Here is a 15,329-nt window from a genome sequence, read left to right on the forward strand (position 1 = left end):
GGGGCGCGCGGATCGCCGTGCGGATCAGTGCGCGGCCGCGATCGCACGCTCGAGTGCGCGCGCGGCGCTCAGGTGCGCCTTCAGCGTCGGCAGCGCGTTGGCCGCGAACGCGCGAAGCTCCCGGTCGTGGCCGTCGCGCGCCTCGGCTGAGTAGAGCCTGATCGCCGCGTCGTGCGCGTTCGGTCCCGCCAGCTCGATGTATCCCTTGTCGAACGCATGGCCGTTCTTGCTTCGCAACGCATTCACCGCCGGATCGACCAGCATCCGCGTCTGCACGGGCAAGCCCTTTTGCGCGCCGAGCCGGCGCAATTCCGCGGTCATGCGAACGTGATCGTCGATCATCCGGCGCGCGAAGGCCTTCACGCCCGGATTCGACGACCGGTCGAGCGCGAGCTGGCTCGCCTGCAACTCCGTCTTGCCGACGATGCCGGCCTTGTCGATGAATTCGGCGTCGATGCCGCTCGGCCGCCGCGTCATGTCCGCCTCGTCGGCGGTCGCGCCGGGACTGACGACGCCCGGCGCGACCTGAACGGACGATGCCGGCGGCGCCTGCGCATGTGCCGGCGCGAATGCCGGTACCCGCAACACCGCGAGCACGCCCGATCCCACCAGGCACACGATGCCGGCAACCGCGGTGGCTCGGCGGAGATTCCTGTCGCTCGTTTTCATCCGGACCTCCGTATCGGTCGACGGATCGGCCCTGCCGAACGCGGCAACCGGCCCGTCATGCGGGACGATGCGCGGACGCAGGAAATCGGTCCACGCGCCTTTGCTCCATGCACCCTCGACATACTCGATCGACAATGCGGCGGTTACCCGCAGCGTGCCGCCTGGCGCGGGGTGCGCAGGCCGCCGTGCGTCAGCGATGCCGTCCGGCGGTCGACACGTCGACGATGACCCTGGCCAGCGTCGACATGTCGACCGGCTTGCACAGATACGCGTCGAAGCCGGCGGCCATCACGCGGTTCCGGTCCGCCGCACCCGCATGCGCGGTCACCGCGACGACGGGCAGGCTCCCGCTGCCGTTCGGCAAATGGCGAATGTGGTCGAGCAGCCAGAAACCGTCGCCGTCCGGCATCGCGAGATCCGACAGCACGACGCTCGGAGGCTGCCGCGCGACCACGTCGAGCGCGTCGCGCCCCGATTGCGCGGTCGACACCTGCGCACCCAGCGTTTCGAGCGCCGCCGCGAGGCTCGCGCGCGACGTCGCATCGTCATCGACCACCAGCACGCGCCGGCCGTCGAGTGCGACCGCCGTCGACGCACCGCTCGGCCGTAACGGCTGGCCGTTCGGCATGTCGGCGCCCCAGTCCACCGGCAGCATCACGGTCACGGTCGTGCCGCACCCGGCGCCATCGCTCGCAGCCGTGACCTCGCCGCCGTGGAGCCGTGCGATGTTGCGCACGATCGACAGGCCGAGTCCGAGCCCACGCTTGGGCGAGGCCGACGCGCCCTCCGGCCGGTTGAACGTATCGAACAGATGCGGCAGGCGTTCCGCCGCAATGCCCTGGCCGGTATCGGCGACCGACAGCCGCACGCGCGCGCCGGCCCGGGTCAGAGACACCTTGATGCTGCCGCCCGGCGGCGTGAACTTGATCGCGTTCGACAGCAGGTTCGACAGCATCTGGCGCACCCGCTCGCCGTCCGCGGAGATCACGCAGTTGGACATCGCGCACGCGATCGACAGTTCGAGACCGTTCGCCTCCGCCGTCGCGCCGAGTTCGCGCACCGCCTCCCGCACGACGCGCACGAGATCGACGGGCGCGCGCTCGAGCCGCATCCGCCCCGTCGCGAGCGACGAGGCGTCGAGCAGGTCGCCGACCATCCGCGACAGCGAGCGTGCGCTGCGGTCGATCGCATCGATCGCCTGGTGAGCGAAGCTCTGGCCGTCGGCGCTGCGCATCACCTCGACCCAGCCGTAGATCACGTTCAGCGGCGTGCGCAGTTCATGCGATACGGTGGCGAGCAGTTCGTCCTTCAGCCGGTTCGACTCGTCGGCCTGCACGCGCGCGTCGCGCGCACCGCGTAACGAACGCAGGTTGCGCCGCTCGCTTCGGCGGCGTTCGCGCGCTTCGCGCAGCGTCATCGACAGGCCGGTGCAGTTGCCTTGCGCGTCGACGATCGGCGCCGCCACGAAGGTCGCGCGAAAGCGGCCGCCGTCGTGGCGCAGGCACAGAATGTCGAGCGGGCCTGCGGGCGGGCGCGCGTTCGCGAACGACGTGGGAACCGGATGCAAGCGCAGCCAGCGCGGCGCGATCAGCGTCGTGACGTCGTGCCCGATCACCGCCGCGGCATCGATGCCGAACAGGCGCCGCGCGGCCGGGTTCCAGCTCGTGATCCGCCGGACGGCGTCGACGCCGACGATCGCGTCGGGCGACGCATCGACCACGCGGCGCAGCAGGATGTCGTCGAGCGAGCGCGCCGCGGGTGTCGGTTCGCGGCGCGGCATGCGCGCGTCGTTTCCCTCCGCATCCTCGGCCCCGTGCAGCCGATCGTTTGCGAGCAGCGGCTTGACGACCACCACGAGCACGCATTCGACGAAACCGATCGCGACGAAGGCGCCGGCCTGCGCGAGCAGCGCGGGCAGCGTCACCTCGCGCCAGCCCAACGCGCCGATCACGACCGCGCTCGCGGCCGTCGCGGCCAGGCCGCCGCCGAACGACGTCAGCCAGGCCGCAGCCGCAACACCGGCGTAGAAAGGCAGCTGTGCAAACGGTGCATGTACGCCGACGACGTGCATCGCCCACGCCTGCAGCGCGGACGCCGCCCCGACGGCCAGCACGACCCATGCGCCCTGCCGGAACAGTTCACGGGTAAGGATCCTCATCGTGTCCCTGCATCGCCCCGGCGACCGTCGCTCGACGGCTCCCGCCTCGGCGGCCGGCATGTGCCGTCGAGCGTTCGGGGGCGAGCCCAAGGGCCGGCGCAACGCGCGTACCCGCGGCACGGCCGCGCGGCGGCTTCGCGGCGCGGCGCGCTGCGCGTGCCGCCGCGCCGCGTCGCTCGGCCGCCCCGCCGCGTTTGCGCGGAACGCGGGTGATGCCGACTTGCGATTTTTCATCGGTCGGCTGCAAAAAAGCATCGACACGCGGTGTCGGCTGCCGCCTGTCGGCATCGTGCCCCCGTGATCGCGTATTTCTTCGATCCCCGCACCGGACATTGTAAATTTCTAAATCGCGGCACCTTCCGTGCGGTTTCGCTGTCGATGATAGATATTGCAATGAAGGGAACGTGCGGTGCCGATTTTCAAAACGGCCCGCCGACGCTTATGGCTGAATCCGCAAACCGTCCGAAGCAAGGCGCCGACGCGCGCCAGCTGTCCGGCCGCTCCGCGGCGATGCGCACGCTGCTCGGCCGTATCGAGAAAATCGCGCCGACCCGCGCGAGCGTGATGATTGCCGGCGAAAGCGGGGTCGGCAAGGATATCGTCGCGCGCCGGCTGCACGACCTCAGCGCGCGACGCGACGGGCCGTTCGTCCCCGTCAACTGCGGCGCGATTCCGGCGGACATCGCCGAAGCGCAATTGTTCGGTCACGAAAAAGGCAGCTTCACCGGCGCGATCGCGCAACGGGAGGGTTTTTTCGAAGCCGCGTGCGGCGGCACGCTGCTGCTCGACGAGATCGCGGAGATGCCCGCGTCGCTGCAGGTGAAGCTGCTGCGGGCGCTCGAATCGAACACGATCGTGCGGGTCGGCGGCACCGACTCGATTCCGCTCGACGTGCGCATCCTGTCGGCGACCCGCCACAATCCGGCCGATGCCGTGCGCGACGGCCGGCTGCGCGAGGACCTGTTCTACCGTCTCGCCGCGTTCGCGCTGTATGTGCCGCCGCTGCGCCAGCGCAGCGGCGACGTCGAGGCGATCGCGCACGAGTTCGTCGACGCGCTGAACGCGCGGCACCGCTCGCACAAACGGCTCACCGACGCGGCGATCGCCGCGCTGCGCGCCTATTCGTGGCCCGGCAACGTGCGCGAGCTGCACAACACGATCGAGCGCGCGTACATCCTCGCGGACGACGGCATCGACGTCGCGTTGCCGAGGCCGGCAGCGCCGCCCGACCACACGTCGGACGACGCGATGGCGCTGCCGCTCGGCGCAACGCTGCACCATGCGCAGCAACGTTTCATCGCGGCGACGCTGCAGCACTTCGACGGCAACAAGCCGCAAGCCGCGAAAGCGCTCGGCATCAGCCTGAAGACGCTCTACAACCGGCTTGCGCTGATGCGCGACGACGGCCGCCCCTGAGCGCCGCCGCGCGCCCTGCGTCAACCGGCGCAGGTCATGCGACCTTGAACTGCCCGACCGTCGTCGCGAGCGCGTTCGCCTGCGTCTGCAGCGCGGTCGCGGCCGCGGTCGACTGTTCGACGAGCGCCGCGTTCTGCTGCACCATTTCGTCGAGCTGGGTGACCGCGCGGTTCACTTCCTGGATGCCGCGCGTCTGCTCGTTCGCCGCGTGCGTGATCTCGGAGATGATCGTCGTCACGTTGGCGACGTTCGACACGATCTCGCGCATCGTCTCGCCGGCCTGGCGCACCTGCCCCGACCCGGCCGACACGCTCGCCACCGTCGATTCGACCAGCACCTTCACCTCGCGCGCGGCCTGCGCGCTGCGTTGCGCGAGACTGCGCACTTCCTGCGCGACGACCGCGAACCCACGGCCCTGCTCGCCGGCACGCGCCGCTTCGACGGCCGCGTTCAGCGCGAGGATGTTGGTCTGGAACGCGATCCCGTCGATCACGCCGATGATGTCGCCGATCCGGCCCGACGCTTCCTCGATCTTCTCCATCGTCGACACGACGTCCGATACGACCACGCCGCCGTGCGACGCGATCCGCGACGCCGCGGCCGCGCGTTCGTCGGCCTGGCCGGCAGCGGCCGCCGACTGGCCGACCGTCGCGGTGATTTCTTCCATCGACGCGGCCGTTTCCTCAAGGCTCGCCGCCGCCGATTCGGTGCGCGACGACAGGTCCTGGTTGCCCGCGGCGATTTCGTTCGCGGCCGTGCGCACCGATTCGCTCGCGTCGCGGATCTGCCGCATCACGTCGTTCAGCTTGTCGACGAAGCTGTTGAACGAGCGCGCGATATCGGCCACCTCGTCGCGGCCGTCGGCCGGCAGGCGCTGCGTCAGGTCGCCCGTGCCCGAGCCGATCGACGCCATCGCCTGACGCACCTGCGACAGGCGGCGGAACGCGGTCGTCGTGATCGCGCCGACGATCAGCGACGCGACGCCGACGATCACCACCAGCGTGATCAGCGACGCGGTGAGCAGCGAGCGCATCCCGGCCGTCGCTTCCGATTTGTCGAGCAGGACCAGCGCGTACCAGTCGGTGCCCGGCACGGCTTGCGCGCGCACCAGCTTCGCGTCGCCGCCGACGTGCACTTCGACCGGCGCGCTCGACGTCGCCAGCGTCGCGGCGCCGATGCCGCCGAGGTCGGGCGACACGTCGGCGACCGGCTTCAGCGTGAGCTTCGCGTCAGGATGCGCGACGACGTGGCCGCTGCTGTCGATCAACATCCCGAAGCTCGTGGGCGTCGGGTGGATCGACTTCACGTTCGCGATCACGCTGTCCATCGCGACGTCGGCGGCGACGACGCCCTTCAGCGCACCGTCGCGCAGGATCGGCACCGCGAACGTGACGACCAGGTTGCCGGTGCCCGCATCGACGTACGGCGGCGTGACGACCGGCTTGCCGGCCTGGGCGGCCTGCTTGTACCACGGACGGCCGGTCGGGTCGTAGTCGGGCGGGATGCCGGTCGGGTCGGAGAAATGGAACACCTTGTCGGCATAGCCCGCGTAGACGTTCGTGAAGCCGCCCGCCGCGGCCATCTGCTTGAACACCGGCAGCGGATCGGGCGACAGCGCGGCGTCCTGCAACGACGCGATCATCCGGCTTTTCGTCGCGACCCAGTCGCCGATGCCGACCACGTGGCCGCTCGCGACGGAGGTCAGGTTGCGGTCTATCGCGTCGTTGTTGTACGCGCGTGCGATGAAGTAATTGATCAGCGTGGTGGCGACGAGCGCGAACACGACGATGGCGACGCACGCGGCGAGGATGCGGGTGCGGATGGACGAGAACATGGCAACGACTCGGTAAGGGAGCGCGAACGCCCGGTGGACGAATTCACCGGGTAAACGGCATCCGCGCCGCTTACTTGAGGCCGTTGTGTCGATTCGGTCAAATATATGAAGAAAGGCGCGACCGGCAAGCAGGCGCGTTGTCGGTATGCAGGCGTGCAGCGGTGCCGGTGCCGGAGGCGCGCGCGGCGCTCAGGGGCCTGCCGCTGTCATGAGGCACCGCGGCGCCGGTCGCGCCGATCGTCCCTTACAGACGGCGGCCGGTACGCGTATCCGGCTCGTCGCGCGACGTACTGGCCGGCGTGTCGCGCTCGAGTTCGTCCTGCCTGCGCATCCGTTCGCGCAGGTGGCGGATCGCGAACACGTGGATGTAATCGTGCACGCGGGCATCGGACGACAACGCTCGCACTTCATCGTCGAGCATCGTGCGCAACTGATCGGCGCCGATCGCGCGCTCTGCGGCGACGGCCTTCAAGGCATCAAGCAAATTGTCCTGTGACATCGACGGGCTCCTGACGGTCGAGGAACGAAAGGAAAAAATGACGCTACCGGAAGATTAAAGGCTGAACGGCCGCCCGGCGTACGATGCGCCGAAGCGTGGTTGCGCGCGATCAACGGCACCTTGCGTGCCGCCGCGCCGATCCGTCGCCGAACCGGCCCGCGCGCAGGATTCGCGGCGCCCAAGGCCCGCGAACGACTGGAAGGATTGTCACGCCACCCCGAGGCGCGGCACCGTGCGATCGCTCGGACGATGAACCGTCGCGCGATGCCGATGCAGTGTGGGACCTTAGACCCGCGAAAGTCCTGCGTCAAGCGACGCGCGACGGCCGCGATTCGTCTGTTCGAATGCACCGGATCGGGGCGCCGCACATCGCGCCTGCCCGCCTGCCCGCCTCGCGCCGCAGCGGCGGCTCGCCGGTCCGGCGTGTCAGCGGATTCCGATACCTCGCACGCAACGTCTGACAGCGACTTCAGCACGCACCGATTGGCAGCGCGGTCTCCGCGGCGGATACTGATGTCATGAACGACGCGTTCATACCCGGTCATCGCTCAGCCGGCCCTCGAGCCGGCACGCGGGGTCGGGCGCAGGGAGACCCATCATGATTCATCGCAACTTCCCGGCGCGGGACGGACAGCGGCGCACGCGCATGCTGGCCGCGACCGCCGTGCCGGCCGCAATCCGCCCGCCGGAAGATCTCGACGCGTTGCTCGCACTCGCGCGCGAATCGGGCTTGCTCGTCACGCTCGACGGGCAGATCGGCCGCGAAAAGTACCAGAGCGTCGCGGGATCGGTGCTCGCGCTGCAGCGGTTCGCCGCGGCGCTCCGCGCGCGGGCCGGTGCCGGCGCAACGGTCGTCGTGAGGCAGCGCCGCAAGACGCGCCCCGGCTGGCCGCGGCTGCGCAATCGCACGCCTGGCGGACGAGGCCGACTGCATGGCGTGCGTCGCGGTGCATGCGTATGCCGCGACGCGCACCGCCAGCGCGACCTGCGAGCACCTCGCGCCGCGTAAAGGCCTGAACGCTGGGCCTGAACGCGGGGCCTTCACGCAGCCGACGCCGCACGCGGCCGCGTGAAGGCTGCGGCACCGCGCCGGGCGCGCAGCGCATGCCGCGCTCCAGACCGAATCCGCGATCGCGCGATCGCGTGGCATCACGCGCCGTTCCACACGGCGACATCGACGAAGACAATACCTGCGAGGAAAAGAGTCAGCACGGGGCCAGGAAAGCGGACGGGGTGCAATGCACCCCGTCCGTTATCCAAGGCAGCCGCCGGCTGCCTACCCTCGTGCCAGAGAGTTCGTGATCGGCCGATGCGCGATGCGCTGCGCGGCACGGCTCCGGAAATCGGCTGAATCGCAACGGCGTCGGACAGGCGCCGGTTCGCGCGGTTCCGGACCGACGTGTCGAATCGCGGCGTCGGGTACGGATGACGGACCATCCGCCGCATGCACACGCACGTCGTGTGACTATCTCATGCAAAACGCGCGACGTTTCTGATGCAGGTCAATGAAAGTCCGCTTCGCATTCGTCGCAGCGCAATCCTCACGCGGCCTCGCGCACGAGCAGCACCGGCACCTGCGCGAGATGCGCGACCCGGCGCGCCACGCTGCCGATCAGCCAGGCCGCGATGCCGCGCCGGCCGTGCGTGCCGACCACCAGCAGTTCCGCATGCCAGTGCACCGCGTCGCGCATCAGCGCATGGGCGACGTCGTCGCTGGTCGGACGGGTTTCGACGATGCCGCGCTTGGTCGGGTTCCCCGTTGCATGGAACAGCGGACCGATCCGCGCCAGCGCATCCTCGCCCTCCGCGCGATACGCATCCTCGAGCGCGCGCACCGGCACGAGATCCGTCAGACGAACCGCGCGATCGACGACATAAGCCGCGTACAGCAGCGTCGTCGGCACCGCGAAGCCGAGCCCGACGCGCACCGCGTGCAGCGACGGCTCGCTGCCGTCAACGGCGAACATCAGGCGCTGCAGCGGCCCGTCCGACGGCCTCGCATAGTCGGCGGGCACGATCAGCAGCGCGCAGCGTGCGCGCGCGGCCAGCGTGTCGGACACCGCCCCCTCGACGAGCCGCAGCAGCCCATGGTGCGGATTGGCGCCGACCACGAGCACGTCGGCATGCCATGCCGACGTGTCGTTCGCGAGCGCATCGGCCACCGTGCCGCCCGTGAGCGACGTATCGATGATCATCTGCTCGATCCCCACGCCGCTGCCGGCGAACAGTTCCGCGATGCGTTCGAGCGTCGCCTGCGCTTCACGCGTCATCTCCTCGCGCGCGGAGGTCAGCAGCGCATCGACGCGCGGGATGTCCGGCAGAACGAGACGCGGATTGTCGATCGCGCAGACGATGCGCACCTGCATGCCGGGACGCAGCAGCGTGCGCGTGTAGCGCGCGGCGGACAGCGACTCCGGCGTCAGATCGACGGCCAGCGAGATCCGCGTGAGCGGCGGGATGGTCGGGGTGGACTGCATGGCGAAAGCCTCCTTGCGGACGCGTCGTCGCGAACGACGACCGGAGCTTCGCGCGGGCAGCGGCGAACGACGAATGGCGGACGGACGGCCGACGCGGTCGCGGGGATCGGCGGACGGCCACGCGAAGCGCGGACAAGCGATTCAGACAGCATATGTCGTCCGGCCCGCACGTGCATGATCGCGATCAATACCCGTGCGGGCCGCGATGCGTCGCGCACGCCTGTGCGGCGCGCGGCGCGGCGACTTTCGGCTGCTTGGCTTACGACTTCGTCGACGCGGGCGCGCTCGCCCGGTTCGCATGGAACACCGCGTATGCGATGCCGAGCAGCACGATCCAGACCGGGCCGATCACGAGTGCGACGCGCGTATCCGGCGAGAACGCCATCAGCACGACGACCAGCGCGAGAAACCCGAGTGCGACGAACGAGCCGAGCGGATAGAACGGCACGCGGATCGGCAGGCGCGCGATCCTGTCGGCCGACAGCGTGCGGCGAAAGCGCATCTGCGCGATCAGGATCACGCACCACGTCCAGATCGCGCCGAACGTCGACACCGACGTCAGCCACGTGAATACGTGCTGCGGCGCGAGATAGTTGAGCAGCACGCCGATCAGCAGCAGCGCGATCGACACGATCACGCCGTACACCGGCACGCCGTTGCGATTCACGCGGCCGAGCATGGCCGGCGCCTGGCCCTGCTGCGCGAGGTTGTAGAGCATCCGCGCGGTGCTGAACAGGCCGCTGTTGCACGACGACAGCGCCGCGGTCAACACGACGAAGTTGATGATGCCGGCGGCGGCCGGGATCCCGAGCCGCGAGAACGTCATCACGAACGGGCTGCCCTGCGTGCCGATCTGGTCCCACGGATAGAGCGACATGATCACGAACAGCGCGCCGATGTAGAAGATCAGCACGCGCCAGAACACCGAGTTCACCGCCTTCGTCAGCGACTTCTCCGGATTGCGCGCCTCGCCGGCCGTGAGGCCGAGCATCTCGACGCCGAGATACGCGAACATCACGATCGGCAGCGCGCCGATCACGCCGCCGATGCCGTTCGGCATGAAGCCGCCGTGGGCCCACAGGTTCGAGATGCCCGTCGCGACGCCGCCGTTACCGATGCCGAACGCGATCATGAGGCCGCCGCCGACGATCATCAGCACGATCGTGACGATCTTGATCAGCGCGAACCAGAACTCGAATTCGCCGTACAGCTTGACCGCGATGAAGTTCACCGCGCCCATCGCCGTGAGTGCCGCGAGCGCCCAGACCCAGTTCGGCACGCCGGGGAACCACATGTGCATGTAGACGCCCACCGCGGTGATTTCCGCCATGCAGGTGACGATCCACACGAACCAGTAGGTCCAGCCGGTCAGGTAGCCCGCGAGCGGGCCGAGGTAGTCGCGCGCATAGCGACTGAAGGCGCCGGCGACCGGATTGGTGATCGCCATTTCACCGAGTGCGCGCATGATCAGGAAAATCGCGATGCCGCCCAGCAGGTAGGTCAGCAGGATGGCCGGGCCGGCCGTGCGGATCGCGGCGGCCGAGCCGAGGAACAGGCCGACGCCGATCGTCGCGCCGAGCGCCATCAGGTTGATGTGCCGCTCTTCCAGCCCGCGGTGCAGCTGGTCTTCTGGTTGTTTCAAGTCCGTCTCCTGGCAGCCGCGAACGGGCCGCCGTCATTGTCGATGTCAATGCGCGACCGTTCATGCCGATACCGGCAAACCGAAAACGAAAAATCCCCGCCGCCGTTTTCCGGATGAAAAACGCTGCGGATACTGCGTCACTCCGATTGGAATTACCGTTGATTATCGGCATTTTCCGGAACAATCCGGAAAAACGGATCGGGCCTTTCACGGAATACGCCCGTGCGGCCCGCGCGACACGGCTGTGCGCGTGGCGGGCGGCAACGGGATCAATCGCTTTCGGCGCGAACGAACGCGCGTCGAATGTGCGCAATCAAGCGCACGCAATATGCAGGCGGGATTATAAGAATAATCGGAGGTTTCGCGCCAGCCGATTTTCCCGGAAACGGGAAGCGTGAAATCGGAGGCGAAATCGGCACGTGCGCGGCATCCCGCGCACGATTTACTTCGATAACGGCCGGACTGTCGACCCTGTCGACCCTGTCGACACCCGTCAGGCTCGATCCGGTCGATGCAGCGAGATTACGATCGCCCCGCATCCGGGTTCGAGCGCCTGCCCCGCCCCGGTCACGATCACGTCCGGGAATGCAGCGACTTCATCTCGCACCACGCCGAACACCGGTTTCGCGTCGCCAGCGCCGTATTCCTTGCGGTACCGCCGCGTCAGTCCGAAACGCGCGCCGTCGATCGCGGCCGGCCGGCGCCAACGGCAATGACCGCGCCACCGAGTATTCCCATGCCGATCGAGGTCAGCGTCACGACGAGCGCAACGCGCCCGTGACCGGAGAAGAGCCCCACAAGCAGCCCGGCAAGCGGCTGCGTCGCGTTATTCAGCAGGACGATGACGCCCGTCGTCTTGCCATAGTCCCGAGGGGGAATGATGGCCTGCCGGGCGCTGCGTATGTACACGTTGAACATCTTGTCGAAACCGATGACCAAAAGGAAACCGGCGACGTACATCGCAATCGAACCGGCCATGCCCATCGCGAGGCCGCCCGCCGCGATCGCGACGAATGCGACGATGCCGAGCCGCTCGCGCGCCACCTCGATACGCGCGACGAACAGCAGGATCGCGACTGTCGCGACGGCACCCGTGACCTGCAGTCCGGCATAGAAACCGCCGGACTGCCGAAACGCACCGGTGACCATCGCAGCCGACGTCGCAAGTGTCGTCCCGATCACGAGGTTTTCCGCCGCTGCGAGCAGGATCAGCCGCAACAGCCCCGGCAGCGTGACGACATGCTTCAGCGCCACACCGAACGGTGCATACCACGGCCCCACCGAGCGTTCCGGAGGCGCAACGCGTGCCGTGCTGGTCCGTTGCCATACGAATGCCAGCAAATCCGCCGAGACGAACAGCAGCGCCGCGGAAGCGACAGCCCACTCCCAGTCGCGATACCCAAGCAGCGCCGCCGCGACCATCGGTCCAAGCACGACGCCCAACTGATCGGCGAGCTGCGTATAGGACAACACTTTTTCGAAGCGCTGCTGCGGAAAGATCTGCGGCAGCAACACCTCACGAGCGACGAGACCTTGGCTCGTGAGTGCGCCGCATACGGCGGACAATGCGATCAGCCATCCGATTCCGCTCCAGGCGACATAGCCGGCGATGCCGATCACGCAAGCGACGGCCCGGCTGGTCTGGCTCGCTCGCAGCACGCGGATCGGTGACACACGGTCGCTCAGTGCGCCACAGACCGGAAAGGCGATGAATCGCGGGAACGCCTCGACGAAAAAGGCGAGCCCGGACCACGTCGCTTTCCGAGTGACCTGAAAGACGACGAGCGGCACCAGAAAGAGCAGCATCTGGTCTGCGAGCCGCGACAAAAAGAAAGAACCCAGAAAGGCCGGCTGATCGACGCGCATCCCGCGTATGCCCCTCCAGATTTATTCCACCTTAACGACGTGTTGGCAAAGGGACTGATCCGCTTGGGCTGTTCGGGACCACACACGAATTGGGTGCACGCTTCGGACACTTTCCGTCATGAACGGAATCCCGCGCACGACTCACTTCGACAACGTCGCGCGCACCGTATATTCGCCTGCGAGCGCCGCATGTTCCGGCCGCACGAAGTACCTCGATGAATCGAGATCGGCCGGCAGCGGCTCGACCGGATAGCCGTGCTTCTCCCACGCGTCGAGGCCGCCCTTCAGCGCCTTGATGTTGTGCAGCATCTTCTTGCGCTGCATCTTCGCGATCAGGCGCTTCGCGGTCGCCTCGTTCGGGCACACGCAATACACGACGATCGGCCGCTTCAGCAGCTCCGGATCCAGCAGGTCCGGCGAATCGAGATCGACCGGCACCGCACCGGCAATCCGGTACGGCTCGCGTTCGCGAATCGCGCGCGGCCGCGCATCGAAGATCAGTGGCGGCTCGTTCGACGTCATCATCTCGACGAGTTGCGGCGGGGAGATGCGCACCTGCGCGAGGTAGCGGCGGAACTGCAAGCGGCGCACCCAGCGGTACAGCAGGAACGTGATGAAGATCGCGAGGAACGCGTCGAGGATCGTGCCGCCGCTCGCGCGCACCCACAGCACGAACTGGACGATCTGGTCGTGCACGGCCGCGCCGCCGACGAGCCAGAACGCGGCCCACAGCGACGCGCCGGCCAGATCCCAGAACAGGAACACGCCGACGCCGATCGCGGTCGTGCCGAGCAGCGGCGCCGACACGAGGCCGAGGCCCGGCAGGAATTTGGAGAGGACGAGCAGCGGCGCGCCGTATCTTTCGAATACGTTACGCGCGAAGCGCAGCGTCGTGTCGAGCGACAGCGAGAATCGCACGAGCCCGTTCAGCAAGCGCCGGCCGCGCGTGCGGCCCATGAAGAACCACAGCGAATCGGCGAGCATCGCCGCGCCGATCGCCGCCACGAACATGCTCGCCCAGGACGCCTGCCCCATCGCCGCCATCGTACCGCCGAGGATCAGCATCGGCACGGCCGGCACCGGCACGCCGAGCTGCGTGATCAGTACGCTCGCGAACACGGCCCACGGACCGAGCGACGAGGGAATCGCGATGGGAAAGTGCCACACGGCGGCGCTCCTGGAAGACATGCGGACCGTGCGACGGGGGCGGCCGTCGATACGGCAAGCAGCGATCGCCGCGGCACGTCCGCGGCCGATCCTGCACCACCGTGCATTCTAAACGGGTTTGGCCGCGGCCGCGCGGAACGGCTGCCGTCGAAGGCGGCTCGGTGCGGCCGGCATGGCCGCCGGCACACTCATGCGTCGGAGCGCTGCGCGAGCCCCGCGACGTATTCCGCATACTCGGGGAATGCGGCGGCCAGCGCCGTCGCGTCCGCGAGTTCGAATTCCGCAAACTCGAACCCCGGCGCGACCGTGCAGCCGACGAGCGCGACGTGCTCCGGCGACGCGCAGCGCGCGCCGAACCAGCGCCCGGCCGGCACGACCGCCTGGAATACGGTGCCCGGGTGCGTGAGCGGGTTGCCGAGCCGGTGGATCGTCAGGCCGTCGCGCTCGTCGAGCACCCATACTTCGAGCGGATCGCCCGCGTAGAAATGCCAGACCTCGTCGGAACGGATCCGGTGCCACGACGAATACGCGCCGTCGCACAACAGGTAGTAGATCGCGGTCGACGCCGCACGCGACGCGCCGTCGGCCGGACGCACGACCGTATCGGCCGCGCGGTAGGATTCGCGGAAATAGCCGCCCTCGGGGTGCGGTTGCAGATCGAACTGTTGAATCAGGTCGGCGGCGGAGATCGGCATGGCGGATGACGTCGGTGAAGGAGTGAACCGGACACGCGACGCACGGCCCGTCCGATCGACGATGCGATCGGCCGACGTCGCGTGCCGCTGCGTCGATCGCCGCGGCCATGCACGCGGCGACCGGGTCGCGCGCGGAACGCGGCGCGCGACGATGAAGCGAACGCCGGCCGATGCTGCCAGAAGTGCGGGCCACGATGCAACCGGCGCGACGTGACACCGCCATTGCGGCGCAGCGTATGTGCGGCATGGCGATCGATGCAACGGACGAACCCTCGAGCCCGCCATCACGCCGGCGTCCGCGCGGCAGCCCCTGCCCGCCGCCGCTCACGCGTCGGTGCCGTACCGCCCCGTCACGCGGTCGCCGCCGCGGCCGGCTCGTCGTGCCGCACCAGCAGCACGGGCCGGTCGGCCGCGCGCAGCAGCGATTCCGCGACACTGCCGAGCAGCAGTCGGCGCAGGCCGTGGCGCCCGCTCGTCCCCATCACGATCAGATCCGCGCCGACCTCGGCCGCCGTGCGCATCAGCACCGCGGCGATATCCTCGCCGTACGCGTCGATCGCGCGCACGGTGCCCGCCACTTGCCGCTGCGCGAGCGCCGCTTTCGCGTCGTCGAGCACGGGCGTCGCCGCAGCGGTTGCCGCCGCGTCGCCGTCGCGTTCGGCCGCAAAACCCGCATCGACGTCGACGAGCTGCGGCCGGTGCTCGACGACATACGCGCACGTGACCTCACCGCCGGATGCCGCCGCAATCCGGATTGCCTCGTTCAGCGCGAGACGCGCACTCGGGCTGCCATCGAGCCCGACGAAAATCCGCTTGTACATGGTCCACCCTCCGACCGGGCACCCGTCGCGCATCGCGCAAACGGCGTCCCCGTCACCGCAAGCCGGCCCGATGCCGGCTCGCCTG

At 68.8% G+C, this 15,329-nt stretch carries 13 protein-coding genes; 3 read left to right on the forward strand and 10 right to left on the reverse strand.

From position 1 onward, the window contains the following. Nucleotides 1-24 precede the first annotated feature (24 nt). Nucleotides 25-669 (reverse strand): DUF4142 domain-containing protein, encoded by a 645-nt coding sequence (locus PL79_RS32640; RefSeq protein ID WP_044843152.1) that lies wholly within the window; start codon nucleotides 667-669, stop codon nucleotides 25-27. A gap of 190 nt (nucleotides 670-859) precedes the next feature. Beyond that, nucleotides 860-2,827: a hybrid sensor histidine kinase/response regulator gene (locus PL79_RS32645; RefSeq protein ID WP_044843095.1), complete on the reverse strand. Its 1,968-nt coding sequence runs from the start codon at nucleotides 2,825-2,827 to the stop codon at nucleotides 860-862. 1 nt (nucleotide 2,828) lies between these two features. Here PL79_RS32645 and PL79_RS32650 point away from each other — a divergent pair, with 1 nt between their 5' ends. Further along, complete coding sequence (locus PL79_RS32650) at nucleotides 2,829-3,128, forward strand: hypothetical protein (protein ID WP_135801198.1); 300 nt, start codon at nucleotides 2,829-2,831, stop codon at nucleotides 3,126-3,128. Between the two features lie 77 nt (nucleotides 3,129-3,205). Beyond that, on the forward strand, nucleotides 3,206-4,243 hold the full coding sequence (locus PL79_RS32655; protein ID WP_044843093.1) for a sigma-54 interaction domain-containing protein: 1,038 nt from the start codon (nucleotides 3,206-3,208) through the stop codon (nucleotides 4,241-4,243). A 34-nt stretch (nucleotides 4,244-4,277) separates the two neighbouring features. Here the strand turns inward: PL79_RS32655 and PL79_RS32660 are convergent, their stop codons facing one another. Both PL79_RS32660 and PL79_RS32665 read right to left on the reverse strand, forming a co-directional pair. Continuing rightward, nucleotides 4,278-6,077, reverse strand: a complete 1,800-nt coding sequence (locus tag PL79_RS32660; protein ID WP_044843092.1) for a methyl-accepting chemotaxis protein — start codon at nucleotides 6,075-6,077, stop codon at nucleotides 4,278-4,280. A gap of 244 nt (nucleotides 6,078-6,321) precedes the next feature. After that, the gene (locus PL79_RS32665; protein ID WP_044843091.1) at nucleotides 6,322-6,576 is read right to left on the reverse strand and encodes a DUF3562 domain-containing protein; all 255 of its coding nucleotides are present in this window, start codon (nucleotides 6,574-6,576) and stop codon (nucleotides 6,322-6,324) included. A 598-nt stretch (nucleotides 6,577-7,174) separates the two neighbouring features. Here PL79_RS32665 and PL79_RS32670 point away from each other — a divergent pair. After that, nucleotides 7,175-7,585 (forward strand): hypothetical protein, encoded by a 411-nt coding sequence (locus tag PL79_RS32670; protein WP_044843090.1) that lies wholly within the window; start codon nucleotides 7,175-7,177, stop codon nucleotides 7,583-7,585. Nucleotides 7,586-8,117: 532 nt separating this feature from the next. Here PL79_RS32670 and PL79_RS32675 read toward each other — a convergent pair. The 6 genes from PL79_RS32675 to PL79_RS32705 form a co-directional block, all read right to left on the reverse strand. Then, a complete protein-coding gene (locus PL79_RS32675) occupies nucleotides 8,118-9,053 on the reverse strand; it encodes a universal stress protein (protein ID WP_044843089.1) in 936 nt (311 codons plus the stop codon). Nucleotides 9,054-9,312: 259 nt separating this feature from the next. After that, on the reverse strand, nucleotides 9,313-10,695 hold the full coding sequence (locus PL79_RS32680) for an amino acid permease (RefSeq protein ID WP_044843088.1): 1,383 nt from the start codon (nucleotides 10,693-10,695) through the stop codon (nucleotides 9,313-9,315). A 663-nt stretch (nucleotides 10,696-11,358) separates the two neighbouring features. Next, the gene (locus tag PL79_RS32690; protein WP_044843087.1) at nucleotides 11,359-12,561 is read right to left on the reverse strand and encodes an MFS transporter; all 1,203 of its coding nucleotides are present in this window, start codon (nucleotides 12,559-12,561) and stop codon (nucleotides 11,359-11,361) included. 141 nt (nucleotides 12,562-12,702) lie between these two features. Next, a complete protein-coding gene (locus PL79_RS32695; RefSeq protein WP_044843086.1) occupies nucleotides 12,703-13,728 on the reverse strand; it encodes a DedA family protein/thiosulfate sulfurtransferase GlpE in 1,026 nt (341 codons plus the stop codon). 188 nt (nucleotides 13,729-13,916) lie between these two features. Then, entirely contained in the window at nucleotides 13,917-14,423 is a 507-nt protein-coding gene (locus PL79_RS32700; RefSeq protein ID WP_044843085.1) for a cupin domain-containing protein, read from the reverse strand. Between the two features lie 350 nt (nucleotides 14,424-14,773). Then, nucleotides 14,774-15,244, reverse strand: a complete 471-nt coding sequence (locus PL79_RS32705) for a universal stress protein (protein ID WP_044843084.1) — start codon at nucleotides 15,242-15,244, stop codon at nucleotides 14,774-14,776. Nucleotides 15,245-15,329 lie beyond the last annotated feature (85 nt).

This window comes from Burkholderia sp. USMB20 (genome assembly GCF_000949135.2).
In the GTDB taxonomy this organism is placed as follows: Bacteria; Pseudomonadota; Gammaproteobacteria; order Burkholderiales; family Burkholderiaceae; genus Burkholderia.